The organism is Desulfatiglans anilini DSM 4660 (assembly GCF_000422285.1).
GTDB lineage: Bacteria > Desulfobacterota > DSM-4660 > Desulfatiglandales > Desulfatiglandaceae > Desulfatiglans > Desulfatiglans anilini.
In genome coordinates, this window is sequence record NZ_AULM01000006.1 from 69,898 (window position 1) to 94,479 (window position 24,582).

At 65.2% G+C, this 24,582-nt stretch carries 17 protein-coding genes; all 17 read right to left on the minus strand.

Annotated features, from left to right (window positions below):
- Positions 1-38: 38 nt before the first annotated feature.
- Positions 39-1,214 carry a pentapeptide repeat-containing protein gene (locus tag H567_RS0108110; protein ID WP_084517038.1) on the minus strand — a complete coding sequence of 392 codons (1,176 nt, stop codon included), beginning with the start codon at positions 1,212-1,214 and terminating at the stop codon, positions 39-41.
- Positions 1,193-3,802, minus strand: coding sequence for a DUF2169 family type VI secretion system accessory protein (locus tag H567_RS0108115; protein WP_028321016.1), 2,610 nt, complete (start codon positions 3,800-3,802; stop codon positions 1,193-1,195). Before H567_RS0108115 ends, H567_RS0108110 begins: the two co-directional genes overlap by 22 nt.
- 34 nt (positions 3,803-3,836) lie before the next feature.
- Entirely contained in the window at positions 3,837-6,116 is a 2,280-nt protein-coding gene (locus H567_RS23785; protein ID WP_051184621.1) for a type VI secretion system Vgr family protein, read from the minus strand.
- Complete coding sequence (tssH, locus tag H567_RS0108125) at positions 6,109-8,874, minus strand: type VI secretion system ATPase TssH (RefSeq protein WP_028321017.1); 2,766 nt, start codon at positions 8,872-8,874, stop codon at positions 6,109-6,111. Before tssH ends, H567_RS23785 begins: the two co-directional genes overlap by 8 nt.
- Before the next feature lie 67 nt (positions 8,875-8,941).
- On the minus strand, positions 8,942-10,039 hold the full coding sequence (tssG, locus tag H567_RS23790; RefSeq protein WP_051184622.1) for a type VI secretion system baseplate subunit TssG: 1,098 nt from the start codon (positions 10,037-10,039) through the stop codon (positions 8,942-8,944).
- Complete coding sequence (tssF, locus tag H567_RS0108135; protein WP_028321018.1) at positions 10,003-11,736, minus strand: type VI secretion system baseplate subunit TssF; 1,734 nt, start codon at positions 11,734-11,736, stop codon at positions 10,003-10,005. Before tssF ends, tssG begins: the two co-directional genes overlap by 37 nt.
- Before the next feature lie 78 nt (positions 11,737-11,814).
- Positions 11,815-12,228: a type VI secretion system baseplate subunit TssE gene (tssE, locus tag H567_RS0108140; protein WP_028321019.1), complete on the minus strand. Its 414-nt coding sequence runs from the start codon at positions 12,226-12,228 to the stop codon at positions 11,815-11,817.
- A 298-nt stretch (positions 12,229-12,526) separates the two neighbouring features.
- Positions 12,527-13,018: a type VI secretion system tube protein TssD gene (gene tssD, locus H567_RS0108150; RefSeq protein ID WP_028321021.1), complete on the minus strand. Its 492-nt coding sequence runs from the start codon at positions 13,016-13,018 to the stop codon at positions 12,527-12,529.
- A 62-nt stretch (positions 13,019-13,080) separates the two neighbouring features.
- A complete protein-coding gene (gene tssC, locus H567_RS0108155) occupies positions 13,081-14,571 on the minus strand; it encodes a type VI secretion system contractile sheath large subunit (RefSeq protein WP_028321022.1) in 1,491 nt (496 codons plus the stop codon).
- 22 nt (positions 14,572-14,593) lie between these two features.
- A complete protein-coding gene (gene tssB, locus H567_RS0108160) occupies positions 14,594-15,082 on the minus strand; it encodes a type VI secretion system contractile sheath small subunit (RefSeq protein ID WP_028321023.1) in 489 nt (162 codons plus the stop codon).
- Between the two features lie 28 nt (positions 15,083-15,110).
- Positions 15,111-16,880 (minus strand): type VI secretion system protein TssA, encoded by a 1,770-nt coding sequence (gene tssA / locus H567_RS0108165; RefSeq protein ID WP_028321024.1) that lies wholly within the window; start codon positions 16,878-16,880, stop codon positions 15,111-15,113.
- A 7-nt stretch (positions 16,881-16,887) separates the two neighbouring features.
- Complete coding sequence (gene tagF / locus H567_RS0108170) at positions 16,888-17,643, minus strand: type VI secretion system-associated protein TagF (RefSeq protein ID WP_028321025.1); 756 nt, start codon at positions 17,641-17,643, stop codon at positions 16,888-16,890.
- A complete protein-coding gene (locus H567_RS0108175) occupies positions 17,640-21,128 on the minus strand; it encodes a type VI secretion protein IcmF/TssM N-terminal domain-containing protein (RefSeq protein ID WP_028321026.1) in 3,489 nt (1,162 codons plus the stop codon). Before H567_RS0108175 ends, tagF begins: the two co-directional genes overlap by 4 nt.
- Positions 21,129-21,809: a DotU family type IV/VI secretion system protein gene (locus H567_RS0108180; protein WP_028321027.1), complete on the minus strand. Its 681-nt coding sequence runs from the start codon at positions 21,807-21,809 to the stop codon at positions 21,129-21,131. It lies immediately after the preceding gene.
- A 2-nt stretch (positions 21,810-21,811) separates the two neighbouring features.
- On the minus strand, positions 21,812-23,197 hold the full coding sequence (gene tssK / locus H567_RS0108185; protein WP_028321028.1) for a type VI secretion system baseplate subunit TssK: 1,386 nt from the start codon (positions 23,195-23,197) through the stop codon (positions 21,812-21,814).
- Between the two features lie 19 nt (positions 23,198-23,216).
- Positions 23,217-23,795 carry a type VI secretion system lipoprotein TssJ gene (tssJ, locus tag H567_RS23800; RefSeq protein WP_051184623.1) on the minus strand — a complete coding sequence of 193 codons (579 nt, stop codon included), beginning with the start codon at positions 23,793-23,795 and terminating at the stop codon, positions 23,217-23,219.
- The gene (locus tag H567_RS0108195; RefSeq protein WP_153306098.1) at positions 23,792-24,520 is read right to left on the minus strand and encodes a hypothetical protein; all 729 of its coding nucleotides are present in this window, start codon (positions 24,518-24,520) and stop codon (positions 23,792-23,794) included. Before H567_RS0108195 ends, tssJ begins: the two co-directional genes overlap by 4 nt.
- Positions 24,521-24,582: the final 62 nt, after the last annotated feature.

Here is a 24,582-nt window from a genome sequence, read left to right on the forward strand (position 1 = left end):
TCGTGGCCGCCGCTTGGCGACCTGGGGTTGTCTGTGGATCAGGGGCCCTTGCGCATCGGGTTTTTGGGGTCGCCGGGGGTGGGCTGCCAGTCTTCCGCCGCGGCCCGGTCCGCGTCCGTCGGGAGCGCGGCGGCGCGGTCGGCACCGTTCCACAGCGTGTAATTCTCCGCAACCCGGTGCAGGTTCGTGCGGTAAAGGCCGGCCCGGGACAGGTCCGCCCCGGACAGGTCCGCATGGCTGAAATCACCATAGGTCAGATCCGCCCCCGTGAAGCGCGCAGCCCGGCAGCAGGCCTTGACGAAAATGCCGCCTGCCGCTTGGACCCCCGACAGGTCGGCGAGCGTCAGGTCGGCCTCTTCGAAGGAGGCCTGAAGCAAAAACGCGCCGCGCAGGGAGGCTTTTGCCATCTGCGCCTTCATGAAGATCGCGTAGCGCCCCTGGATCCGGTCGAGGACGGCGCCCGAAAGATCGGCCTCCATGAAGCTTGCCTGGGTCAGATCGGCCCCGGCCAGATTGGCGCCCTTGAGGTCGGCGCCGATGAACTGCGTCATCGCCAGGTCCATACCGCTCAGGTCCATGCCGGTCAATACGGCATCCTTCAAAAAGGCCCGCAGGAAACGCGCGCCTGCAAGCCTGACACCCTGCAGGTCGGTTCCGAAAAAGACCGTCTGCTCCAGTTCCGCGCCGCTCAGATCGGCATCGCGCAGGGGGGTTTCGTAGAGGGCGGCCCGATGGAGCCGTGCCCTTGCCAGGGTGGCTCCCGAAAGGTCCGATTCGATAACCTTCACGACCCGCAGGTCCGCGCCGCTCAGATCGGCATCGCCGAGATCGCAGTGCAGGACATGGGCGTCGGTCAGATCCGCCCCCCGGAGGTCGGTCCGCATCAGCCGCCCCTTTTCGAGGACGGCCTGGTGCAGATCGGCCCCGCCCATGGCGGCACCGGAAAGGTCACAGTCGACCAGGACCGCTTCTCTCAGACGGGCCCGTTCGAGGCGGGCGCCTTGAAACGAGACGCGCTCGAAGATCCCCCCGTTGAGATCCGCCCCTTCGAGGTCCATTCCGCTGCAGTCGGCGTGGCAGACGAGTTCGCCCAACTGCACGAGCCGCTCCAGATCGGCGCGGGTCGGCCGGACCGGCGCGGTCTTCTTGAGCCCCGGATAGGAGCGCATGCGTGCGATCAGTTCGTCCAGATTCATGGGCGTTTCTTGATCCATCGATCCAGGAAGACCTTTCTCAACAGAGAGCCCCGGAGGTCCGTGTTGCGAAACCGGGCCTTCATGAAATCCACGCCATAGAGGTTCGCACCCTGCAAGCCGGCCTCGAAGAGGCAGGCCCGCTGGAGCGACCCCTCGCGCAGGTTGATGCCGGAAAGGTCGGCCCCGGTCAGGTCCGTTTTGACGAACCGCGCTTCGACCGCCTTCGCCCTCGCGAGGCTCGCCCCCTGCAGGTTGCATTGGCTGAGGTCTGCCCGGCTGAGATCGGCGCCGTCCAGGCGGGCGCCGGACAAATCGAGGCCGCGCAGGTTCGCACCGGCCAAACGGCTCCCCTCGAAGCCGGCTCCGTTCAAGGCGTTCTCACCGGCCGTGCAGAGCCGGCTGAGATCCGCGCCTCGAAAGGAGACCTGTTCGCACTGCGCCCCGACGAGCACCCCGGCCGTCAGATCCGCTTCGCTGAAATCCACCTCCTGCAAGGTGGTGTTCAAGAAAAGGGCCTCGCGCAGCACAGCCCCGGCGAAGAGCGCCCCGGACAACCGGGCCTCGATGAACCGGGCCTTGGGCATGGCGGCCCCGCTGAAGTCGACGCCGTCCATCACGGTCTCGGACAGGTCGGCATCGTCCATCGTGGCTTTCCTGAAAACGCTCCCGCTGACCCGGGCCCGGGTCAATACGGCCTGACGCAGATCGGCCCCGGTGAAGTCCGCCCCGCTGATCTCGGCATCGCCGAGGTTGCTGCCCTCCATTTCGGCGGAGGTGAAACGGGTTCCCGCCAGGCGGCCGCGCACGAGGACGCAGCCGCTGAGATCGGCCCCCTGAAGGTTGGAACCCGAGAGGTCCACGCCTTCGAGAAAGGCGTTCTTCAAATCGATGCCGGCCAGTTGGAGGCCGCTCAAATCGGCGCCGGTCAGGTCCATCCCGGCAAGGGAATCGCCGCGCTCGAATCCCGCCGTGACCAGGGCGCGCAGACCGGCTGCATCGCCGGCCGCGGGCCGGTCTGCAGGCGGAAAATACTGCCCGTACCGGCGGTAGGACTGATCCAGGAGGGCCTTCGCATCATGGAGCTTCTGCTCGAGCTCCGGGTTGTCGAGACCCAGTTCGCGCAGACGCGCAATCGTCTCCTCCGGGGAGAAGGCCGGCCGGCCGCCGCCGCTCTGCGCGGCTTCCTTCAATGCGGCTTCACCCTCGAACCCGAGCTCCTGCAGGAGGGTCCGAGTCTTCGAGAGCGATTCGGCTTCACGGCGTTCGGCCTCCGCCAGGATTGCATCGAGGTGATCGATCACGGCGTCGATGTCGGTCGGATCGAACGATAGCTCCTCTGACGGCATGGCGTCCGGCTCCCCCGCCGCCGGATCGAGCCCCAGGGCGGCCGCCCGGGCCTGCGCCTCGGCGGCCTCTTTTTTGGCCTTTTCCTGCAGCCGCCCGGCCAGGATGTTGTCGCTCGCCTGCAGCTGCCCCTCCTCGCTCTCCTCCATCAGCAGGGCCAGACCGGAGCGCTCCCCGTCGGGCATCAGGTCCGTCTCGCGCAGGCTGTAATAGGCGCCTTTTTCCGGGTCCAGCCGGTTTGCGAGGGCCCGGCGGTAGTGTTCGTCCGGGCGTGGGGCGTCCGCCATCGATTCGAAGGCGATCAAGAGGTGCAGGACATCGTCGGCGTCCGGGTCGGCCACCTCGGCGACTCCGCGGTGGATCATCAGGCCCTTTTCCTCCTCGGGGAAGAGCCACACCGTTTCGAGATGGGCCGGGATCTCTTCGAACAGAGGATCCGGTCCCGCCATGCGGTTCATGAAACAGCGCGGGCGGATGCCGGGCAGACGCCCCTGCTGGTGGGGCCGGTCGGGGTGCATGTGATCGATCTCGAAGGGTTCATCACCGCTGAACCACCCCTCGATCTGCTGATCGGCCGGCGCCGCGTTGAAGATCGTCCAGTCCATGTCGGCGGCGAAACCCGGAAAACGCGTTTGGAGCCACTCCTGGTCGTAGGTTCCGGCCTTGGAGAACCTTTCGGCCCAGGTCAGATCGAGCGGCCCGAACCCGGCCGGCGGCGGGCGGTCCGCCTGGGAGCCGATCAGCCGGCGCGGGTCCTCGATATTGGGCAGCGGCCAGGCGGGGTCTCCTTGCCCGGATGCCACGGGCGCGGCTCCCTTCCCGATCGGGTTGGGGGCATACCCCTCGCCGCCGAAGGCATTCGGATACATGATGTCCATCCGGGCCATCGGCAGCGGATCGGTGATCACCCACGCCCCGCTTCGACCGCGCCGCCAGAAGCGGTCGCCGAAGATGTAAAGGGTTTTCCGGATCGCGCCCAGCCCGCATGCGACCCGGCCCGCAGGGGTCGGGGCGCCGTCCGGGGCGAAATAGCGGCCGGTGATCAGAACCTCGCCCCTGGCCTTCGGCATTCCGAGGTCGATCACGGCCTCGGGGCCGAGCGCCTTGGCAGCGTATTTCCAGAGATCGATCTCCGTCTCGATCACCGGTTCGGATGCCGCGAACGAAAAGAAGGTGAGGAGCCCCGTCGAGAGGTAACAGCGCTCCCCGGCCTCGAAGGTCCTGTAGAGCAGTCCGAGTTTCAGGGGTTTGATCACTTTCATTCGTTCGACCGGTCAGTGGGCCTTTCTGTCTGTTTCACGCGAATATCCTGGCGATGCGGTTGTCGAGCAGGACCCGCTCGCCGAGGACGATCTTGCCGTTGTCGGACTTGATGCCGTCCTTGCCCAGGTTTACGGCGGCATGGCTGATGGCGATCGCCTTCTGCTCGAGGCCGAGCGAGAGCTTCGTCTCGTTCTTGAATCCCATGAAGATCTCGATCGCGGCCGCCAGCTTGATCGATTTTTCGAAGCCCTGAACGATGTTGTCCAGCAGGGCGATGTTGCGCGCCTCGGGTCCGTTGACCGTGATCGTGCGCGGTCCGTTGACCGTGTAGTTGTCCGTGCCGTTCACCGTGAGGCTTTTCACCCCGGTGATGGTGCTCGTATCGCCGCCCGTGATGCGGTGCGTATCCCCGCCCGAAACGGTGACTTCCCGCCCGCCGTTGACGGTGTAGGTCTCGCCGCCGCCCTCGACGGTCACGTGCCGTCCGCTCGAGACTGTACGCACCTCTTCGCCTTCGAGGAAGACATGTCGGCCCCCCGTGACGTCGTGCGTTTCGCCCCCTGCCTCGATGGTGGTCATCACCCCTTGGCCCACATTCATGTTGAGGCCGCCCGTGATGGTGATGTTTTCATTCTGGCCCACCCGCTTGGTCCGCTCTCCGGTGACCCTGACGGTGTCCGTCTGATCCACGGTGAGTTCCCGGTGCCCCTGCACGATGACGTGCTCCGATCCTTCGGTGAAGATCATCACGCCGGTCGGGCCATCTCCCGGATTCGGGGCGCCGATGCGGATGGAACTGCGCGCCGTGGGGGTCTGCAGCTTGATCAGCTGTTTGCCGTCGGTATCTTCGGTGTGGATCTGATTGCCGCCGCCGGTGCGGATCATGCACTGGGTCTGGTTCTCCGAGGTAACGGGGCTCGCCGTCTCCGGGTTGGGCACCGAACCGGCGATGATGGGCCGGTCGGGGTCCCCCCCGACGAAGGTGAGGAGCACCTCCGTGTCGCGGTGTAGCGGAAAATGCATCCCGTAGTCGGCCCCGGCGTAGGGCTGGGCCATCCGCACCCAACGCGAGGCACGGCCGTCTCTTCGGTCGCTCTGGTCGAAGGCGAGGCGCACCTTGTAGCGCCCTTCGTCGTCGATCTCCGCGTATTGTCCGTCGCCCGCGGCATCGACCCGGGCGCTCATGGTGCCGAAAAAACGCGGCTTCGGGGTGGTGCGCTCCGGGCGGTACTGCACGTCGGCCGGAAGGGCGCTGAATCGGTTCACGTAGGTGACGAGCGATGGCTCCTCTGCCCTGGGGTGGCCCTCGCCGAAAAGGGCGCCGGCCTGGTTCCCCTCGTGCTCGAGTTCGGTCAGCAGGAACCGCCGGTTGCAGCTGTCGCGGTAGTGGCCGGCGAGCTCGAAGAGGAAGCCGGGCGCGAGGGCTGCAAGGAGGCTTTCCCCTGTGAAGATCTGTTCCCGGCAGAGGATTTCCTCAGCCCGGATGCGCGCCAGTTCGTTCCCCTCCTCGGGGGTTTTGAAATGTTCACCATAGAGATACACGTCCCCGCGACCTTCGGCGTCGACCTCCGCCTCGGCGCGCAGTTCGAGGTCCGGGCGGCGGTAGTTGTAGTCGCGGAGGATGACCCGGCGCGGCAGCATCCGCTGCCGGCAGATCAGCGCACGGACCACCTCCTGGTCGCGCGCGGTCAGGCTCGAGGGCGGCCGGTAGTCCACCGCCCCGCCGGGGATGGCTGCATGGCTGGAAGAGCTGTCCGTAAAGATGAGTTTTTCGAAGGCGTCCGTCTGTTCGAAATAATAGTAGATCCCTTCACGTTCCATCCATCGGCTGATGAAGTCGAGGTCCGTTTCGCCGTACTGGCAGATGTACTCCCATTGGGGGTAGCTGCGGGTCAGGCGCAGTTCGTAATCGTCGCCGGTCAGGGCTGCCTGCCGCAGGATCTCCTCGAGGACGTCCGGGACCGTTTTGTCCAGGAAGAGCTGGTTCTCACGGTACAGACCCGCCTGCCAGAGCCTCGGCACCAGGACGGCGCGGTAGAAGACGTGCACGTCCTCCTGCTCCAACTGCTCGAAGCGGGCCGGGACGCCGTGGATCACCCGGGCCTCCTCCTCTTCGGGGCGGAGAATCGTCAGTGCAGCCGGGCTGCGCAATACGGTTCGCAGATCGATTTCGGGGTCGTCCGAGACCAGGGTGATATCGAACTCGTATGGCCGTGACACGGCCTCCACCCCCCTGAACTGTACGACCTCGAAGGCGTCTTCCGCCAGGGCCTCCGATCGAAACAGAAAGCGGCGGTGATCCCGATCAGTCATCTTCCATTCCTCCAAAGTGGATGCGGAAGGTCCCGTCCTCGGCCAGGCCGATGTGGACCGCGGCCGGCGGGGCGGCGGCCCCCATCGCCCCCAGGATCTCGCGCGAGAGCTGGGGAAGGATGGTCCCGCTCATGATGTAATCCACGTTCCGGGCCCCGGTCTCGACCTCGGTGCAGCGCGCGGCGATCTGATCGACGACCGCCTGGTCGTAGGTGAGCTGCATCCGGTGGGTCTCCGCCAGGCGTTTAGCCAGTTTACGCAGTTTGAGCACCACGATGTCCTTCATGATCTCCGGATCGAGGATGTAGAAAGGCACCACGGCCATCCGGGCCAGGAGCGCCGGTTTGAAGTGATGGCTCAGGATCGGCCGGATAGCCGCCATCAGGGTCTCCACGGCCGGGCGTTCGCCGGCGGTGCACATCTCCGTGATCACGTCCGTTCCGAGATTGCTCGTCAGGAAGATGACCGTGTTCTTGAAGTCGATCACGCGGCCCTCGCCGTCGGAGAGCATGCCCTTGTCGAAGACCTGATAGAAGAGGTTCATGACCTCGAGGTCGGCCTTTTCCACCTCATCCAGGAGCACCACCGAATAGGGGCGCTGGCGAACCGCCTCGGTCAGCACGCCGCCTTCGCCGTATCCGACGTAGCCCGGAGGCGAACCGATCAGGCGGCTGACCGTGTGGCTCTCCTGGAACTCGCTCATGTTGATCGTCACGGTGAAGCGTTCCCCGCCGAAAAGAAGGTCTGCGACCGCGAGGCCCGTCTCGGTCTTTCCGACCCCGCTCGGTCCGACGAGCAGGAAGACCCCGAGGGGCTGGTGCGGGTCCTTGAGGCCGGCCTTGGCCGCCTTGATCACCTGGCCGATGGTTTGCAGGGCCTCGTCCTGGCCTTTGATGCGCTCCTGGAGCCGCGTTTCGAAGTCGAGGATGTTGCGTGCCTCGTCGCGCATGACCTTTCCGAGCGGGATGCCGGTCCAGTCGCTCACGACCTTGGCCACCACGTCCGGGTCCACCTCGATCCGCACGAGGGGCGCGCCGGCCTGCAGGGCCTCGAGGTCGGTCATGAGGCGGGCCATTTCAGCGCGGAGCGCCTCCTCGGTCGGTTGCTCCACCCTCGGTTGATCGGCCCCAGCAGGCTCAGCGCCGGCACCCGCCGGCCCCGGGGGAGAAGGCGTGCCGCCTTCGGCCGGCCCCGGCGGCCCGGGGGAGGGCGCTTCGGGCACGGACGGGGTTTGCAGCATCCCGCTTGCGACCTCATAGAGGGTCCTGCGGCAGGCGATCAAGGCCCGTCCGAGTTCCTGCTCCTTCAGCCAACGCTCGGTGAGGGCCGCCAGATTCTGCTGGAGTCCTTGCCGTTCAGTGGCGATGGCGGCCTCGCGCTCGGGGTCGACCGCTATCCCGTGCAGCCGGTCCCGTTCGAGGGCGCGCTGCTCGCGCTCGAGGGCCTGGATCCGGCGCTCCTGATCTTCGATCACATCCGGTTTGGCCGAGAGGAGGACCTTTACCCTCGCGGCGCTCGTGTCGAGGAGGTCCACGGCCTTGTCCGGCAGCTGCCGGCCCGAGATGTAGCGGCTCGACAGCTCGGCTGCGGCGGCGATCGCGTCGTCCCGCACGACCACGCCGTGCGCCTCTTCGTATTTCGGCTTCAGGCCGCGAAGGATCAGGGCGGCGGTCTCGACGGAGGGTTCGTCCAGTTTCACCAGCTGGAACCGCCGGGCGAGGGCCGCGTCGCGCTCGAAGTACTTCTTGTACTCCGACCAGGTGGTGGCGGCGACGGTGCGCAGCTCCCCGCGGGCCAGGGCGGGTTTGAGAAGGTTGGCCGCATCGCTCCCCCCGGCCGTACCGCCGGCGCCGATCAGGGTGTGGGCCTCGTCGATGAAGAGGACGACGGGTTTGGGCGAGGCCTTGACCTCGTTGATGACCGCCTTGAGCCGGTTTTCGAACTCGCCCTTCATACCGGCTCCGGCCTGCAGCAGCCCCATGTCGAGCCCGAGGACCGAGACGTCCCGAAGGATCTCGGGGACGTCACCCTCCACGACCCGCAGGGCCAGCCCTTCGACCACGGCGGTCTTTCCCACCCCTGCCTCGCCGACCACGATCGGGTTGTTCTTGCGCCGGCGCGCCAGGATGTCCACCATCTGACGGATCTCGCGATCCCGCCCGAAGACGGGGTCGATTTCCCCGGCGGCCGCCTTCCGGCTGAAATCGATGCAGAAGCGTGCCAGCGCCGTGGCCTCGCCCGCCGCTTTTTCCTCGCCGGGTTCGGGCCTCGCCCCCGGCGGCGCCTCGGCGGACCCCTTGAGGATGGTCCAGAATTGGGATTGCAGCGCATCCTTCCCGATTCCGGTCAGGGTGTCCACGTAGGCCCCTGTGGCGAACTGGGTGGGCTTTTTGAGGAAGGCCAGGAGGATGGCACCCGAGCGCACACGCTCCTCGGCAAGGTCGACGGAGGCCGTCAACCAGGCGTCCTGAAAGAGCTCCATCAACAGGGGGGAAAACACCGGTTTGGCGGTGTTGCCCGTCCTGAAGGACTCGATGGTCCCGGTGACCGCCTTCTGCACGCGGCCCGGCTCGATGTCGAACCACCGGCAGATGAGGGCCAGGTCGGACTGGGGTTCTTCGAGGACCTTGGCCAGGAAATGCTCCACGGTGACCTCGTAATGGGTGCGCGAGACACAGAAGCCGGCCGCCCCCTCGAGCCAGCGGGTGCAGTGCCGGTTCAATCGTCCCAACAGGGCCTTGATATCGACCGTGATCATGGGTTTACCCTCCATCGACGAATGTCGATCTGGTTGCGGCTATCTCGTGGCCGTGATGACTTCCCTTTCAACGATTCTCCGCTGCACTGCGCCTCCCGCCGGCCTCCGTGCCGGTGTGAGGCGGGTGGACGGCAGGGATTGGAAGCCTTTCGGGAAAGAACCGCACGCTGGCTTCTTCCACCACGCCGCCCGAAAAGGTCCAGGTGTCCAGCCCGAGCCGGGCCCAGGCCAGACCTCCGAGGCAGACCGGCCTGGCCTCGCCGGCGGCGAGTACCAGTTCGAGGTCGTATTCCAGGGGCTCCGTCACGTAAAACGTCATCAATGACCTCAGTCGTTCGAAGTCGCGCCCGCCGGGGAGGAGCGCCAGGAAGGACGCAGCGTCGAGGGGGCCTGCGCGGATGCGGAACCGTCCCATCCGGTCCTGCACGGTTTCACCCAGATAGCTGGTCTTTCCGAGCGCGTTTCCGGCAGATCCCAGCGAGAGGCGTTGATCCGGCGGGATGGGAGCGGTCCTGAGGATGCAGGGGACGATATCCATCGGGATGCCGTGAAGCGCGTCCCCAAGAAGGCACGCGAGGCCGAGGGCCGAACGGGGAAACTGCGTGAGGAGCCCGAGGTAGCGGAGCAGGCCGGAGGCCCCCGGCATGGCATCTCGGAGAACCGGTTCTCCGAGGCCGAGAAGCGCGAAAAGCCGCTCCAGGTCGTCGCTGCTTCGCTCTTCATTGACTTGGAGAAACAGCCGGTTTTTCATCCAGGCCCTGAAGAGCAGCATGAACAAGGGCTGATTCACGGCGTCGACGAAATCCCGGGTGACCGACTCCTCTGCATCGGCCTCATCCAGGAGATCCTCCGTGTAAAAGACAGGCAGCGGCGAAGAGACGCCGTACAACCCCAGGAAGTTGGCGGTTACGCGGTAGATGGGCCGCCCCTGCTCATCGGGGCGCAGTTCTTCGACCCGGTCCACATCGGCTGGCGGAAAGGCCAGATCGAGCTTCGGCCGGATCCTGACGGCTCCGACATCATCCGCGGGAGGTTTTCGCCCTTCCGGTCCAGGCCGCTGCAGCGTGCGCAGCAGCCGGATCACCTGATAAAAGGCGAAGCGCTGCCCTTCCTCGATCAGGGCGTGTTTCAGATCAGAAAACGGTCTCCCACCCTGGCCGGCCATTGCAGACGTTCTCCTTTCAGGACTTCTTCTATCTCGATCCGTGTGAAGGTGTTGAGAGAGGCATAGACGCCAAGAAAATAATCCAGGACGCACCCGAAGAGAAACAGGTCTCCTGCTCCGGCAAAGTGGTCCTGACGCATCTGGAGGATGATGTGGCGACCCCGCATCGGGATGCCCGAGATCAGCCGGTCGGCCGGGAGGACGTGGATGCCCTGGATGCCCTCGATGCGCTTGCGGTTGGCGAGGACCGCACGGCGGTCCCGGCTTTGGGGAAAGATGTAGAGTTCGAGCAGCGCCCGCAGATGCTCGGGCTTCTGCAGGGAGAGGTAATTGAGCGACAGATGCCCCAGCAGGCGCCAGAGGAGGTTGGAGCCGAGCGGCGGCAGGATGTTGGGCGCAGGCGGACGGATATTGGCGAACTCGGCGAATTCGGGCGAACGGCTGGTCGGCAGTGCGATGTCCCCGGCACGCAGGTTTTCCGGGAGGGTTCCGTTCGTGCAGAGCAGACGGATGGAGAGGGTCTCCGGCGCAGGCAGGCCCTCTCCGGGGGGATAGGACACCGACAGGGAGACGTCGTACCCGGCCCGGACAGGGGAAGGGCGGAAGACCTTCTGGTAGACCGGCACGGGTCCTCCGTGGGCGCTGAAGACCTCGAAGGGCTGATAGACGCGCTGCCGGGCGCTTCCCTGAGCCACCCCGATGACCTCCTGGATGTCGTAGACCTGGTAGTGCTGGGTATTGGCGCCGGAAGGGCGCACCGCATAGCCGGTCGTCCGGTGGTCCAGCCTGATCGGATCCGCGTCGTGGTCGAAGAGGTTGACGGCCGGGGCGGCCCCGAGGACGACATGTTCCCTGCGGATCCTGGGAGGGGGTGACGGGGTGTGGTCCAGTTCGAACACGATCTCGAACCGGTCGCCGGGACCTCGATCGCGCCAGTGCTCCCAGCCGTTCAAGTTCAGGAAGCAGAATTTTTCCGGGAGGATGAAGTATTCCTGCAGAATCCGGTAGCCCGGAAAGGAATGCGGCGGATACGGGAGGAGCGCCTCTGCGGGGGAAAACCCGGCGGGCTGCAGGGCATCCGGCGGGAGGGTACAGGATGCGCCTCCCTCCGCGGGTGTGAGCAAAACCCGGTGGAGGCTTCTGCGCAGCAGGAGGTAGAGGTCGGCTGACTGGGCATACCCGCCTCCCAGAAAGAGCCTCAGGGTGCGGGGGGCCCAATCGGCGAGTTTCATGCCCCGCAGCTCGAGGAGGATGCGGACGGCGGGCGGGCGGCCCGCCGCTTCGATATAGGACGCCTCCAGCAGGTGGAGCGGGTGGAGCTCCACGTCGCAGCAGGTTCGGAAGAGGCACGACGTCCCTTCGACCGGAACGGACGCGATCTGGGCGCCTCTTGCGATGATCAGGGGCTGCTTGAGCATGGGCTTGGGCTTGAAGGCGATCACGGTGGTGCAGGGGATCGGCCGCAGGTAGTGCGGCCAGATGAGCTGGATCAGCTCATGGATGATCTCGGGGAAGTCGTCCTCGATCTTCTCCCTGATCTGGGCCGTCAGAAAGGCCACGCCTTCGAGGAGGCGCTCGACATCGGGGTCCGCGCCGGCCCCGCCGAGCATGGGGGCGACGGCAGGGTGCGCCCGGGCGAACTCCTCACCGAGCTCTCTCAGCTGCGCCAGCTCCTGCTGAAAATATCGGCTGATCATCGATCCCTGCCGCTCCTTGCACGCCGTCGGAAGAGGGTTCGGTTGAAGGTCGATGTCTTTTCGGACACCCCGGATCGGTCAGCGCCTGACACTGACCCGGCCGTCCGATTCCACCACGCTCTCGAAATAGACGGTATCCTTGAGGTCCTCGGCGGCCAGCTTTCCGACGATCTGGAACCGCAGGGACAGCAGATCCTCTTCATCCGGAACGAAACGGACGCGGATCACCTTCAGCCGGGGTTCGTATTTCTGGATCGTCAGTCGTATCGCCCGTTCGAAGCGCGTCAGGGAGTCCGGATAGTCTTCATTGATGTCCGTCAGATCCGGTAACCCGTAGTCCTCGGCGATGGGGACACTGCCCTGCCGGGTGTTGAGGATCCTCTGCAGGTGCCCGAGCACGGACTCGACGACGCGCATGGGATCCTCGCGCGCCCGGGCGAGGGGCGACGCCTTCCAGGTCCGGATCCGCTCGAGCAGTCTGTCTTCACGCATGGTTGGTCGCTCCGCGTCTCCTGATCCGCCCGGCGGGGATCGATGATCCCTTCCGGCAGCTGCAGGACCATCCGGGCTTACCCTTCCCTGCCGGGATCGGCCGCGCAGTCGGCAGGGCACCCCTGTGGGTGGAGCGGCAGAACCCGGCGGGACAGTCTTTTTCCTGGATTGCGACCCGAAGGCCGCCGTTCCCTCGCCGGATCGGGCCCTTCACCATCCGTTCTCATTGCCGCAAAGCGCCCTCCCGCATCAGGGCCTCCGGCGGCCTCGTCGATGCAGCACCAGCATGAAAGCCCTGTCAGGTACGTTCGCTCCAATGGTCGATATGTTCGACGCCGTCGGGTTCGTAGCACATCCGGATGTAGCCGAAAACGAACGACACCTCTTCGGTGGGCGGTGTGTTGGCCGATGCCGGATCGATGACGTCGGGGCTGAACCGTGTGATTGTCGAGATCCGCCCCTCCTGGATCTCGATGGTGAAAAAGTGCTGGGTGGTGCCGTCGCCGGCGGGGTTGGGCCGATAAAACTTGAAGACGCCTTCGATGACCTCGTTGTTTGTCAACGCCTTGAAGAGGAGCGGCGAGCTCTTGTCGATCCGCTTGACGATCCGGAGCGGCTCATAGGTCCTCTGCCCGGTCGCCATGCCTGTGGCGGCCTCGCGCGCCGTCCGGACCGAGTCCTTGAAGGAAAGGCACTCGATCGAGTTTTCCCGCTCCATGGAGGTGATGGTGGAGTCCCCCTGGATGTCCTGACCATTGGCCTTGAGGAAAAGATGTACGGTCTGAGCCATGGTTCCTGCCCCCCTTTCTGGTTTCGCCCGCGAAAAAAGCTACCCTGGGTGTTTCGTTTCGTTTATTCCTTCTCTAGCTTGCCGACCAGGGAGAGGGTGAAGAAGGCCCCCATGTATTTGAAATGAGGCCTGACCTTCAATCCGACCCTGTACCAGCCCGGCTCGCCCTCCACGTCCTCGACGGTCACCTGCGCCTGCCGAAGCGGCCGCCGGCTGCGGACCTCCGGCGCGGGGTTGTCCATGTTGACCACATATTGCGTGATCCAGGTGTTCAACTCGCGCTCGAGATCGGCTCTTTCCTTCCAGGTGCCGATGTTTTCCCGCTGGATGACCTTCAGGTAATGGGCCAGCCGGTTGATGACGAACATGTAGGGCAGTTGCAGCCCCAGCTTGTAGTTCAGTTCGGCCTCTTTCCCCTCCTTGCTGATCCCGAAGAATTTGGGCTTCTGGACCGAGTTGGCCGAGAAGAAGGCGGCGTTGTCGCTCCCCTTGCGCATGGTCAGGGCGATGAAGCCCTCTTCGGCCAGTTCGTATTCCCGCCGTTCGCTGATCAGCACCTCGGTCGGGATCTTGGTCTGGATGGCCCCCATCGCCTCGTACTGGTGCAGGGGCAGGTCCTCCACGGTGCCCCCGCCCTTCGGGCCGATGATGTTCGCGCACCACCGATACTTGGCGAAGCTGTCCGTAAGGCGTGTCGCGAAGGCGAAGGCGGCGTTGCCCCAGAGGTAGTCGCCGTGGTTGGCCGAGACGTCCTCCTGGTAACCGAATGCCTTGACGGGCGCGGTCTCCGGCCCGTAAGGGAGGCGCAGCAGGAAGCGCGGCAGGGCCAGCCCGACGTATCGGGCATCCTCGCTCTGCCGGAACGACTGCCACTTGGTGTACTGAGGCCCCTCGAAGATGGATTTCAGATCCTTCAGCTGAGGCAGCCCGTTGAAATCGTCCAGGCCGAAAATGGCCGGCCCGGCGGCGCCGATAAAGGGGGCATGGGCCATGGAGGCCACGCTCGCCAGATACTGCAGGAGTTTGATGTCCAGGGGGCCGGCCCCGAAGGCGAAATTCCCGATCATCGCCGCGTAGGGCTGTCCGCCGAACTGGCCGTATTCCGCCGTATAGACGGTCTTGTAGAGCCCGGATTTGGTGATCTCAGGGGCGTCTTCGAAGTCCTCGAGAAGGTTTTCTTTGCTGACGTTCAGGATCTCGATCTTGTTGTTTTCCCGGAAATCGGTCTTGTCGACCAGGTACTTCATCGAGCGCCAAGCCGATTCGAGCTTCTGAAAATCGGGGTGGTGCAGGATGACGTCCAACTGCATCCCGAGGCGCTTGTCGATCTCCGCGATCATCTCGTCGACCACCGCCTTCGAGATCTTGGGCATCTCGCGCCCCGGCTCCAGGAGTTGGGTGATCAGGGCCTCGACCCCCCGTTTCGTCACCCCGTAGGCCTCGTCCGAGGGTTGAAGCCTGGTGGCCTGAACGATTTCGTCCAGGATTGAGCGCTCCTCCGTCGCTTCCGCAGGAGCGGCGGCGGCAGCCTGCTGCTCGCGTTCTTCTGGCATGGCACAATCTCCCCCTGTTGGCTTATTTTTCTTCCGCGCCGAGTTCCTTCAGAAGCTGCTCGCGCGCGGCTTCGTCCTTCACCAGTTCTTGGATCTTCTTTCTGAAATTCGGCAGGTTGCTCAAAGGGCCCTTGAGCGCGCCCAGGGCCTCGCGCAGTTCGAGCAGGCGCTTGAGTTCAGGCGTCTTGCGGGCCACCGCCTCCGGTTCGAAGTCTTTGAGGGACTCGAACTGCAGGTCGACATTCATCTCCGCGTCGGGCTCCTCGGCAAGACGGTTCGGCACGGAGATGTTCAGCCCGATGCCCTGCGCCTTCAGCACCTCGTTGAAATTGTCCTTGTCGATGTTGATCGGCTCGCGGTCTTCGAGGGGCCGCTCATCCGGCCTGCCGGTGAAATCGCCCAGGATCAGGAGCTTCAAAGGCAGTTCCACCTCTTCCTGGGCATCGCCCAGAGCCGGACGGTAGACGATGTTCACCCTTTCACGCGGGGCAACGGATCCTTCTTTGGCCATGATCTCCTCCTTGGTGGTATGAAACCGTTCAACGTCCGGCCAGACGCAGGGCGTCGGCCGGCGCAAGTCTCGCGATGCGGTCGAGGACGGCGGCGCCTCGATTTCGCACGTCTTCCGCCGGTGCGGCGCTGAATCCGCGCCAGACGAGTCTGAGCGCCTTGGCGGCAAGGTCCGGGTCCCAACTCTCCAACTGGAAGGCGTCGATGTCCTGCAGGACCGCCTCCAGCTGAGGCAAGGCCGCCTGGGACTCGGAAGCGCCGAGCAGCAGTTCGCACAGGCTCAGGCGCCATTCCATCTGCCTGCGCCGGGACGTTCCGCTGCGTAGACCCCGCTGTAGCAGTTCGGCTGCCTCGGCCAGGCGTTTGCGGCCGGCCAGTTCGCGCGCCTGCTCCAGCAAGGCCGCATCCGGGCCGTTTGCCGCGCCTGCTGCGGCCGCCTGCACGGTCTCAGGCGCCTCCGTTTCCGACCGGTGGCGAAGGGATTCCAGCCAGGATCGTGTGGTCCCATCGGCGAAAGGGGTCCCGTCCGAAAAGCTCAATTCTTCGATTCCGCAGAGGCGCTTGACCAGGGATACGGTCTCATGGACGACAGCGTCCCGGGCGGCTTCGCAGCGGGGGCCCATCCGAGCCAGGGACTCGGCCGTGAGGCGATTCAGGTCGAGCCACAGGACGGCGCTCTGGAGGCGCTCCTCGGCGCTGCGGACCATGATCTCCCAACCGCCCTTCGCTTCCAGGCCCTTCCATTCGTTCTCCAGAAGGGGCCTGTTCATGGGCGGCGGGACTTCGGTCCTCCCGCCAGCGGCCGGGGGCAGGGCATGGATCAGGGACCAGGACGCGATGCGTCGCAGGCGGTATGACCGGGGGTCGCTCAGGTTCTGTCCGAGGTAATAATCGGCCGTCCGCCGGACCGCTTGAAAGGCGCCTCGCAAGACCTTTTCCGCCTCGACCGCTGAGGCGGGCTGGGTTCCCGGCCCTGCCTCGCCGGGTTCGGGCCGCACCCCCGCGGGAGGGGCGGCAGGCCCGGGGACCGGCTCCTGCGGCGGGCCTGGAGAGGGAGCCGAGGCCGGCGGATTTTCGACGGTTCCTCGCAGGGGATGCGGCTCGGAAGCGGCCGTCCCGGCCGGGGTTGAAGCGGATTGAGGCGTTGTGTCCTCAGCCCCCTTCTTGAGCGCCGCGACATCGCCCGGCGCAGCGGCTGCAGTTGAAGCCGATGCCTCTAACGTGGGAGGGGCCGGGCCCTGGGCGGGTTCCGCAGCCTCCCCGGTCTGCACCGGTATGGCATCGATAAACCGTTCGAGAGGTCTTGTCAGCGGCGGACTGTCGAGGTTCGCCTGAAGCAGGGCATCGACCCGCATCAGGGCCTCACGGTATTGCTGCACCGCTTCCGCCGCCGCTCCTTCAGGCTTGAGGTCCTCCAGCGCCGCCGCGCTCTTTTCGACCCACCATTCGAGGGCCGCCGCCCGGCCGCGCATCCGTTTCTTCGGCGGAAAGAGATCCTCCCAGAAGTGTTCGATCAGATCGCCCATGACCTGCAGACCCCGGGCGAGGCCTTCGAGACCGCGGGTGCGGATCGCCGCCACCGCGAAATAGCTGGCCGCGAGCAGGTCCTTCGATTTGCCGGAAAGAATGGCCGCCGCGAGGCGTTCGACCGTTTCCCAGTCGGTGCCGCCCGTGGCGGAAGGCGTCGACAGCTTGTCGATTTCGGCCTGGAGGGCCTCGAAATCGGGGTCGTAGCGCGCATCCACGCCTGCCGGCTGCTCCGGCCGAATCGGTTCCTTACCGAGAGACCACGGGTCCATGGGATGGTCATTCCTCCAAAGGTAAAAGCCACAAGCGCGCAAAGTCGGCGGGTGTCAGACCCCGCAGGAAAACGGCTAAAAACACGCGATCCGGGCTTCCGCCGGCGAAAACGGCCTGGGGGCTTCCGGCCAGAACCGTCCTCAATCCGAGGAGCCGCCGGCGGGCGGTCTGCTCCTCACCACCCGAAATCCCGCTTTGGAGCGGCAGGACATAGGCCGTTCCACCGGCTTCCACCCGCCATGCCTGAATATCCGGCTCAGCTGGAACATCCGCAGGTTCGCCCCCCGGCTCGGTCATCCCTTTGCCGCCTTCGGTCGACCCGGTGCTCGACCGGGGTCCGGAGGCCGGAAGGCCCCGGACGGCCTCCTCGAAGGGCTTGAACCCGGCGAACCGGCGGCTTGCCAACCCTTCCATCTGCAGGTACATCTCTCTGAATTCGATCAGCAGAGAAGGCCAGCGTTCCTGCCACCGATTCAACGGCCCGGTGCCGAGGATCAAGAGCGGATAGGGCCTTCCGAGCGTGTCGCTGCTGTCTTTGATGAGGCCGCAGGCGATGTCGTTCCGGTTCCCTGCCCCCGCCCAGAACCGCCAGGACTGGTGGACCAGCCGCCTGGTCTCCGACTCCCCAAGGCGATGGTAGCCTTGAGCGATCCAATCCGAAAAGGCCTTTGAAAGCTGCGTCGGGGAGCCTGCCTTTATGAAGTCTCCGGCCGCCGGGTGCTTGCCGGCGGCGGTCCATTGCCACAGGGTTCGAGGTTTCATCGATCCCAGCACCGCACGATGGTCCTCGGCGCCCGTCCCGGGCCCGCAGCCAGCAGTTTGACAGCGGCGCCATGACCGCTGAACTGGTAACGGGCGCGGATGAAGCTGATCCCCATCTGCTTGAGGGCGGATGCCTCCCGCGGGAATTCATCCGGCCGGAATGTGCGCTCTCCCCTGTTGAAATCTCTCAGAAACTGAGCAAAGGCCAGGTTGCCCGTGTAGATCTTGACCAGGCTCAGGGTCCCCACCTCGATGGTAAAGACGACATCGCCGCAGTTTTGGGGCTCCCACTTGAAAACCTCGGTGATCGGATAGTGGAAGTTCGCCAGGCTGAAGGTCTGGGCTGCACACTGCAGTTCCAGGCGCGTGGCATGGGGGCGGATGTGCGCCTCCGGGTTGGTGTCCGTGGGCAGGCCTTTGATGGTGACCGCGTAGCTCTGTTCGATCGGTCTGGCGGTGCGGGCTCCGCGGGTAAGGAAGGAAAGGAATGCGCCCTCGAAGGGAATGGCTTCGCCCATCACCCGTTTGGAATAGTAGCCCCGGTCGAGGCTTCGTCCGAGAAAAGGGGCCCCGGGCCCTTTGACATACTGCAGGGCATAACCCCCGTCGCCGAGGAGCAGTTCGTTGATCCGCTGCAGGTCGGAGATGCCTTCGACCTCCACCAGCACCTGTTGTTCCCACAGATCCTGCAGATGGCAGGCGGTTTCCATCCGGACATACGTCCAAAGATAGTCGAAAGGGCCCTTGACCAGGTCCCAGACGAGTCCGGCGCCGGATCCGGATCCGCCGCCCGCCGTCGCCATCGCGGCCTTGAGCCGTGCGTAAGCGTTCTGGGCTGCCACGAGCGGGGATTTGCTCATCGCCGGGTCTTCGCTGAAGACCTGGGCGGCCGTCTGGTAGGCGACGAGGCGCGAGGCCGAGACGGGGGTGATCTCCATCAGGGCGGCGCGATAATCACGCAGGGCCGAAGCCGCCGTCATCATCGACCGCAGCGACGGGTCGTCTTCTCCCCGGCTGAATGTCTCTTCGAGCTTCCCGATCAGGTCTTTGCCCTTTTTCGCGGCCTTGGAAAGACCGGCGCTCTCTTCGGCAAGGGCCTCCTTGTCCGCCAGGAGGCGCACGTTCCGGAAGGCGAGCAGGGCGGCCGGCCATCCGGTGTCGTCCCGCCACTCGGAGAAAGTCCCCAGCTCCTCGGCCATCCGCGAAAGGAGGTTGAAATAGGGCCCCTGGTCGCTTCCCATCACCGCCGCGGCCGTCCGGCGGGGTTCGCCGGCCGCGAGGCCGGCTTCCCCCTCACGGAAGGCCGCGCCAAAGGCCTGCCAGCTACGGAGATAGTCCGCAGCATAAGCGGTCAGGAAAGCGGTCTTCCGGCCGGCGATCAGCGCCGGGTCCGGCAGGGCGTTCTCGATGTCTGCGATCAGGCCCTCGATGAAGGCCTTGCCTTGGCGGGTGAAGCAGGGGGGCACGGCGGGGGATGCGGCCCCGGCCAGACTGTCCCCCCAGAAATCCTTGAGCTTGACCGGGGAAAGCGCCGTGCGGGTGTCGACGTAATCCGTCAGCCAGCCGAGCCGCGCCCCTTCGTGGGTGAGGGCGTACTGGAGCAGGCGCCGCAGGTCGCCTATCTCCTGGTTGAAGTCCTCACTCCTGGAAGACCACACCAGATAGTGGCGGTAGAGAAGAGCGAACCCCTCGTCCACGGCTTCTTCGGGCAGGTGCGGTCCGGCTGTCGGCAGAAGCGCGGCATAGGCGGGTTGGGGCCGGGCCTCGAGCGCCTCGAGATCCTCTCCGGCTTGCCGCGCCTTGATAAGGAGGATCCGCCGCACCAGGTGAACGACGTGGGGCCCGATGATCTGCCCGGGCGTGGCGGCCGAAAAACGCATCACCGTTTCCGATCCGGCGTGGTCAAGCGGGTCGAGGAGGCCTTTCCGGAATTGCCTGCAGAAATGCGCCTTCAGCTGCAGCTCGACCTTCTTGCTGTCGGGCAGACCCATCCGCGGGATCCACCAGTTGCGATTCTGGTCTTCCACCCGCAGGGCAGCCTGCCGGAAGCGCTCCAGGGTGGCGAGGTCGGTGACGGTCTCCCCCCGGATAACCGCAGGGGCTGTGAATTCGTGCGCGATGTGCCGCAGGCTCGAGAGGTTGCGCACGAACGAAAAGCTGAGCAGACCGCAGGCGGCCAGCACGAGCGCGACCCAGGCGCTCAGGCCGAGATTTCGGGTGAGACGGCGCCAGTCGAGCGCGCGCTGAGTGGGCGCGAAGAGGCGGCGATCCTTTGGCAGGATCCGCGAGAAGAAATCGTGGAGGAACAGCCCGCGGCTGGTCCCGGGCAGCACCTCGCGCGACGCGATGAGTCCCAGGGCCTGGAGGAAGTGGGAATAGGGGCTGCCTTCCTGGCGGCCGCTGCTGAAAAAGAGGCCGCGCAGGATGGGGGTCTCCTGGTAGGGGTTTTGCTGGAAAGCGGCCTTCAGAAAGGCCGTGAGTCCGGGCGTCAACCCCTCGAATTCCTCCGGAAACAGGAGGAGCGCCGGGTCCACCGCACGGGCGCCGCCCCGGTGAAGCAGCAGCAGGCGCAGTTCCCGCAGGCGTGTGCCGATCGCCTGCATGGCCCGGCCGAGGAAGTCTTCTACACCGGCCTTCAGATCGCGGTTGACAAACCCCATGGCCTGCTGCTGGGCCTTTTCCGGGAGCTGGTCGCAGAATTGGGTCATCCCCTGGATCAGGTCGCATTTGGTGACGAGCACGTACACCGGGAAACGGGCCCCGAGCACGCGCATGAGCTCGTCGGCACGGCGCCGGATGGCCCGGCCGTCCTCCTCGAGCCGCGCCGTGTCGCCCTGAAGCAGCTTGTCCGCGGGCAGGCTCACCACCAACCCGTTCAGGGGCTCTTTCTTGCGGAACTTGGCCAATTGGGCCAGGAAGCGCGTCCACTCCTCCTTGTCCCGTCCCTCGTCCACGGGGATGGCGTAGCGTCCGGCGGTGTCGATGATCACCGCCTGGTCGAAAAACCACCAGTCGCAGTTGCGGGTGCCGGACAGGCCCGAGGTGCGCGTCATTTCCGCAAAGGGCGCCGAAAGCCGGGCGCTTTGGATGGCCGTGGTCTTGCCGGAACCGCTTTCTCCGATGACCAGGTACCACGGCAGGACATAGAGCGGGTTGCCGAGCTTTTTGAGGTGGGACTGCTTGAGGGCGGTCACGGCTTCCCGCCAGCGCTCCTGGACCTCCCGCGCCTGATCCCGCTCCTGGTCGGAAAGCCCCTTCAGATAGGCATCGTCCTGGGCGATGACCTGCTGAACGAAGCGCTCCTCGCGCTGGCGCAGCAGCACCTTCTCGAGAAAGACGAATCCGAGCCAGACGCCTGCCAGCCCGACGAGGATGAAGATCCCCACCCACCAGGGCCAGTCGAGGGTCAGGACCAGGCCGGCCACCACGAGGACGACCAGAAGGACCGCGAGAGTGACGAGAAACCCTTTGAGGAGTCTTTTCATTTACTGCACCGCGCTGAGGACATTTACACTGACGCTGCTCAGGATGAAACGGTAGATCAGAAACAGTCCGGCATACAGGATGACCGGACACCCGATACAGGCGAGGGTGAAAAGGGGCAGACGCCCGGCTGCCCGCGCAGGGGCCGCCATGATCTCCGTCTCGGGCGGATAGGCCTCGGGGAACAGCTCCCGGTCTTCCAGGCTGGGCAGCGCCATGGAACTGCCGGAGAGGACTTTCAGGTTGGTGGCTTTCAACTGCTCGAGGAGGTATTCGTCCCCTTCATGGCAATACCGCCCCATGAATCCCATGGCCAGACACAGATAGTAGACCTCGCGGACCTCCGACTGATGAGGACCGAGCATGTTCAGCCGCTCGAAGAAGCCTTCGCCCGCGTCGGCGGTCTGGTAGTGGATGCGCTGCAGCTGCTCCCCCTGCCAGCGCTGCCGTTCCGGCCATTGCGAACTGAGGATCACCTCGTCGATCCAGGCAAAGACGGCAAAGCGCGCCAGATCGTAGTCCTCTCGCGTGAAGGATCCGCTGCCGAAGCGGGCCTCGGCCCCCGAGATCAGCCGCTGGATGTCGGCCCGCACCTGCTCGAAGGAGGCCTGCCGGATGGTGTCGCCCCGGATGAAATAGGCGACGTAGGCGATCAGTTCCATGAAGCAATCGGTCAAACGCATGCTCATCTCCTCCCCGTCACCATCAGCTCGATCTTGAGGTCTTCCGGGGCCTGATCCCAGTAAAGGGCGAGGTTGCGGTTCTTCTGCACCGGGAGCCACTGGTCGCTGTGGTGGTCGATCTGGAAGTAGAGGGCCCTTGCACGCCGGGGCAGTTCCTGCGGAGGGGCCGGCAGATGGGCCAGCCGAACCCCCGGCAGGGCGCGGGCGATCAGGATCGGCAGCGTCTCGCGCGAACCGGTTTTGGCGGCCGTCTCGAGAGAGCGGAGCACGGTCTGAGGGTCGGCTTCGGTCTCGAAGACCAGGTAGTAGCGCATGCGGCCCTCGAAGATGGCCGGCGGCAGTTCAGCTGCGAAATAGGTTCCGTCGAAGAGGACCTGCAGGACATACTCCGGCCCAGCCGTGATTTCGTCCAGAAGACGCGTGATCAGTGAGCGTGCGGCCGAGAAACAGGGCCCGAGGTTGCGGTGGTCGTAAGGGGGCAGGAGCCGCGCCCCCCCGGGTCCCTCGCCCATCGCGTTGATCTCGCCCGAAAAGGAGGAGAGCTCTCCGACCAGTTGGCGCAGAAGGGCGTAAACCTGCCAGGGATGGACGGGCTCGGCCTCGGTCAGGTGGAAGAGAAGCGGCACGTAGCGGTTGAGGGATCGCAGCGCCAGCAGGTAGACCATGTCACGGGCTCCGAATTCGGCCGAATGAATCCCGCGGTCGCGCTTGTAGGCCTCCAGCTGGCGGCCGCGCGCCGCGAGTTGGTCGCGGATCTCGCGGACCGTTGCCAGCAAGGGGGCGCAGGCCGTCACGGTGAGACAGGGCGGGAAGAATCCCTCGTCCAGAACGACCTTTTCCGCGCGCCGTTCGAGCCTCGCCACCGGGACCAGCGCGTAGCCTCCGAGCCGGCTGATCTCCGGTTCCCAGAAGATGCGCAGGACATAGTGGAGCCGCTTGACCTGCCCGGCCGGACCTTGCTGATGCAGGTCCTGGATCTCGTCCGGGTCGACCGGGGCCGTGAAGCGGGTGGTGATCTCCGAAAGCCGGTCGATGCGTGGCAGCACCGTCACGTTTTCACCGGATTCATTCCATTGCCTGAGGCCGACGTAGACCGTCAGGGGCTTTCCCCCGTTCACCCAGGCCTCCTCGAAGGATCGGCCTTCGATCAGGGCGTTGCCGGGGAAGACCGCGTGCGTCCGGTCGGGAAAGATGAATTCTCCCCGCGTCAGTTCGAAGGTCAGGTTTCCAAGGGCGGCCTCGGCGATTTCGATGTCACCGACCCCCCAGAAGTCAGGCTGCAGGAAGCGGTGGAACGGCTGGAGCAAGGTCCCGGCGTGCCGATCCGCGAGTTGAAAATGCTGCGGCTGCAGGAAAAGGCCCTGGTGCCAGAAAAGGGGTCTGTCCATGGTCCCGTGCGCTCCCGCTTCAAGGGGTTTTCGGTGGAGCATCGTTTGCCGGTCGATCTTCGATCCGTTCGGAGCCCAGGTTCAGCTCGACGGTCAGATGAGCAGGCCGGGACACCGGCTGCCGGCCTTTCGCCTCCGGTTTTTCCACGACCACGGGGACATCGAAGAGGCGGATGATGTTTCCCTTCTGGAGGGCGTAGTATCCTGCCACGACCGCGACGTACCGGGCCCCCTCGGCCCGGTCCAGGGGGTATTTGAGATCCTGATCGGGGTGAACGATCAGGCGTTTGGCCGCGGCGACGCTTGCGTCGAAGGGGGCGCATTCGAGGAGTTTGTAGATGCCCCCCGGCTGGTCGGCAAGCTGGTGGAAACTGTTCGGGTCCCTCAACTGATAGACGCAGAGCAGAAGCGTGTGCGGCAGCCCGTCATACAAATTCAGGCGGGGATCGGCTTTGATGTAGAGTTCGATCGCCTCTTCTTCGTAGGTGAACTCGGGTGGAGAGGGGGGCAGCGGCGGGCTCGAAGCGCATCCTGCAAGACCCGCGATAATGCCCCAGAAAAGAACTCCGGCACCAATCCATGCAATCCTCTGTTTCAATGCGAACCTCCGTCTTGTTCCGCCGTTATCTTTGCGCAATTCCGTTCGAAGCCCCGTATCCAGTCTTCCATAAATCGATTCGATTCAAACCATTGCCGACATTGCCGAAAATGCTCCTCGTAGAGGCCGTAGAGTTCGGCCTTGCGCAGGGGGCCGAATCGAAGCCCCCCTCCGCCGCTTTTCGAGAGGGCCTCGGGGTCGAGGGCCTGAAGGATGCCGCCCACCTGCTCGACAGCCGTCCGTTTGGAGGCTTCCTGGGCGATCATGAAGGCTCGCTTGATCTGACCGAGGTAGCCTTCGATCGACCTGGCGCCGCCGGCCCCGGCTATCTCCGAGCCGATGACGTGCCGGATCGTCTCTTCTCCCCCGCCGGGCGCCAGATGAAGATCGATGGAACGGACCACCTCGTTGAGGAGGTCGAAGACCTTGTTCACGGATTCGGCGAGGCGTTTCACCAACTCCTCGGCCGGCAGGTCCGCCTCCGGCTCCCTGCCGAGGATCAGGGCTACGACCCTCCGGAGGGTCGTTGTTTCCAGGGCGCCGGCGGCCGGCTGCCCTTCGCGGGGAAGGAATGCTGCGGTCAGATCGGCGAGTGACTTCTCCTGAACCTCGTAGGGATGGCCGCCCAGCTCCGCCGCGAGCATCGCCTCGATGCGCGTGCGCGCCTGTTCAGGACCCTGCCGGTAAATGGCCCGGATAGCTTCGACCAGTGCTGTCGGTTCCATTCCGTGATCGTCTTTGGATGACCTTTTCTGATCCATCTGTTTCTGCCTGTTGGAAAGGCCCG

Excerpts from the sequence above, each read along its gene's own strand:
- H567_RS0108110 (WP_084517038.1), bottom strand. The coding sequence starts at position 1,214 with ATGGATCAAGAAACGCCCATGAATCTGGACGAACTGATCGCACGCATG.
- H567_RS0108115 (WP_028321016.1), bottom strand. The coding sequence starts at position 3,802 with ATGAAAGTGATCAAACCCCTGAAACTCGGACTGCTCTACAGGACCTTC.
- H567_RS23785 (WP_051184621.1), bottom strand. The coding sequence starts at position 6,116 with ATGACTGATCGGGATCACCGCCGCTTTCTGTTTCGATCGGAGGCCCTG.
- tssH (WP_028321017.1), bottom strand. The coding sequence starts at position 8,874 with ATGATCACGGTCGATATCAAGGCCCTGTTGGGACGATTGAACCGGCAC.
- tssG (WP_051184622.1), bottom strand. The coding sequence starts at position 10,039 with ATGGCCGGCCAGGGTGGGAGACCGTTTTCTGATCTGAAACACGCCCTG.
- tssF (WP_028321018.1), bottom strand. The coding sequence starts at position 11,736 with ATGATCAGCCGATATTTTCAGCAGGAGCTGGCGCAGCTGAGAGAGCTC.
- tssE (WP_028321019.1), bottom strand. The coding sequence starts at position 12,228 with ATGCGTGAAGACAGACTGCTCGAGCGGATCCGGACCTGGAAGGCGTCG.
- tssD (WP_028321021.1), bottom strand. The coding sequence starts at position 13,018 with ATGGCTCAGACCGTACATCTTTTCCTCAAGGCCAATGGTCAGGACATC.
- tssC (WP_028321022.1), bottom strand. The coding sequence starts at position 14,571 with ATGCCAGAAGAACGCGAGCAGCAGGCTGCCGCCGCCGCTCCTGCGGAA.
- tssB (WP_028321023.1), bottom strand. The coding sequence starts at position 15,082 with ATGGCCAAAGAAGGATCCGTTGCCCCGCGTGAAAGGGTGAACATCGTC.
- tssA (WP_028321024.1), bottom strand. The coding sequence starts at position 16,880 with ATGGACCCGTGGTCTCTCGGTAAGGAACCGATTCGGCCGGAGCAGCCG.
- tagF (WP_028321025.1), bottom strand. The coding sequence starts at position 17,643 with ATGAAACCTCGAACCCTGTGGCAATGGACCGCCGCCGGCAAGCACCCG.
- H567_RS0108175 (WP_028321026.1), bottom strand. The coding sequence starts at position 21,128 with ATGAAAAGACTCCTCAAAGGGTTTCTCGTCACTCTCGCGGTCCTTCTG.
- H567_RS0108180 (WP_028321027.1), bottom strand. The coding sequence starts at position 21,809 with ATGCGTTTGACCGATTGCTTCATGGAACTGATCGCCTACGTCGCCTAT.
- tssK (WP_028321028.1), bottom strand. The coding sequence starts at position 23,197 with ATGGACAGACCCCTTTTCTGGCACCAGGGCCTTTTCCTGCAGCCGCAG.
- H567_RS0108195 (WP_153306098.1), bottom strand. The coding sequence starts at position 24,520 with ATGGAACCGACAGCACTGGTCGAAGCTATCCGGGCCATTTACCGGCAG.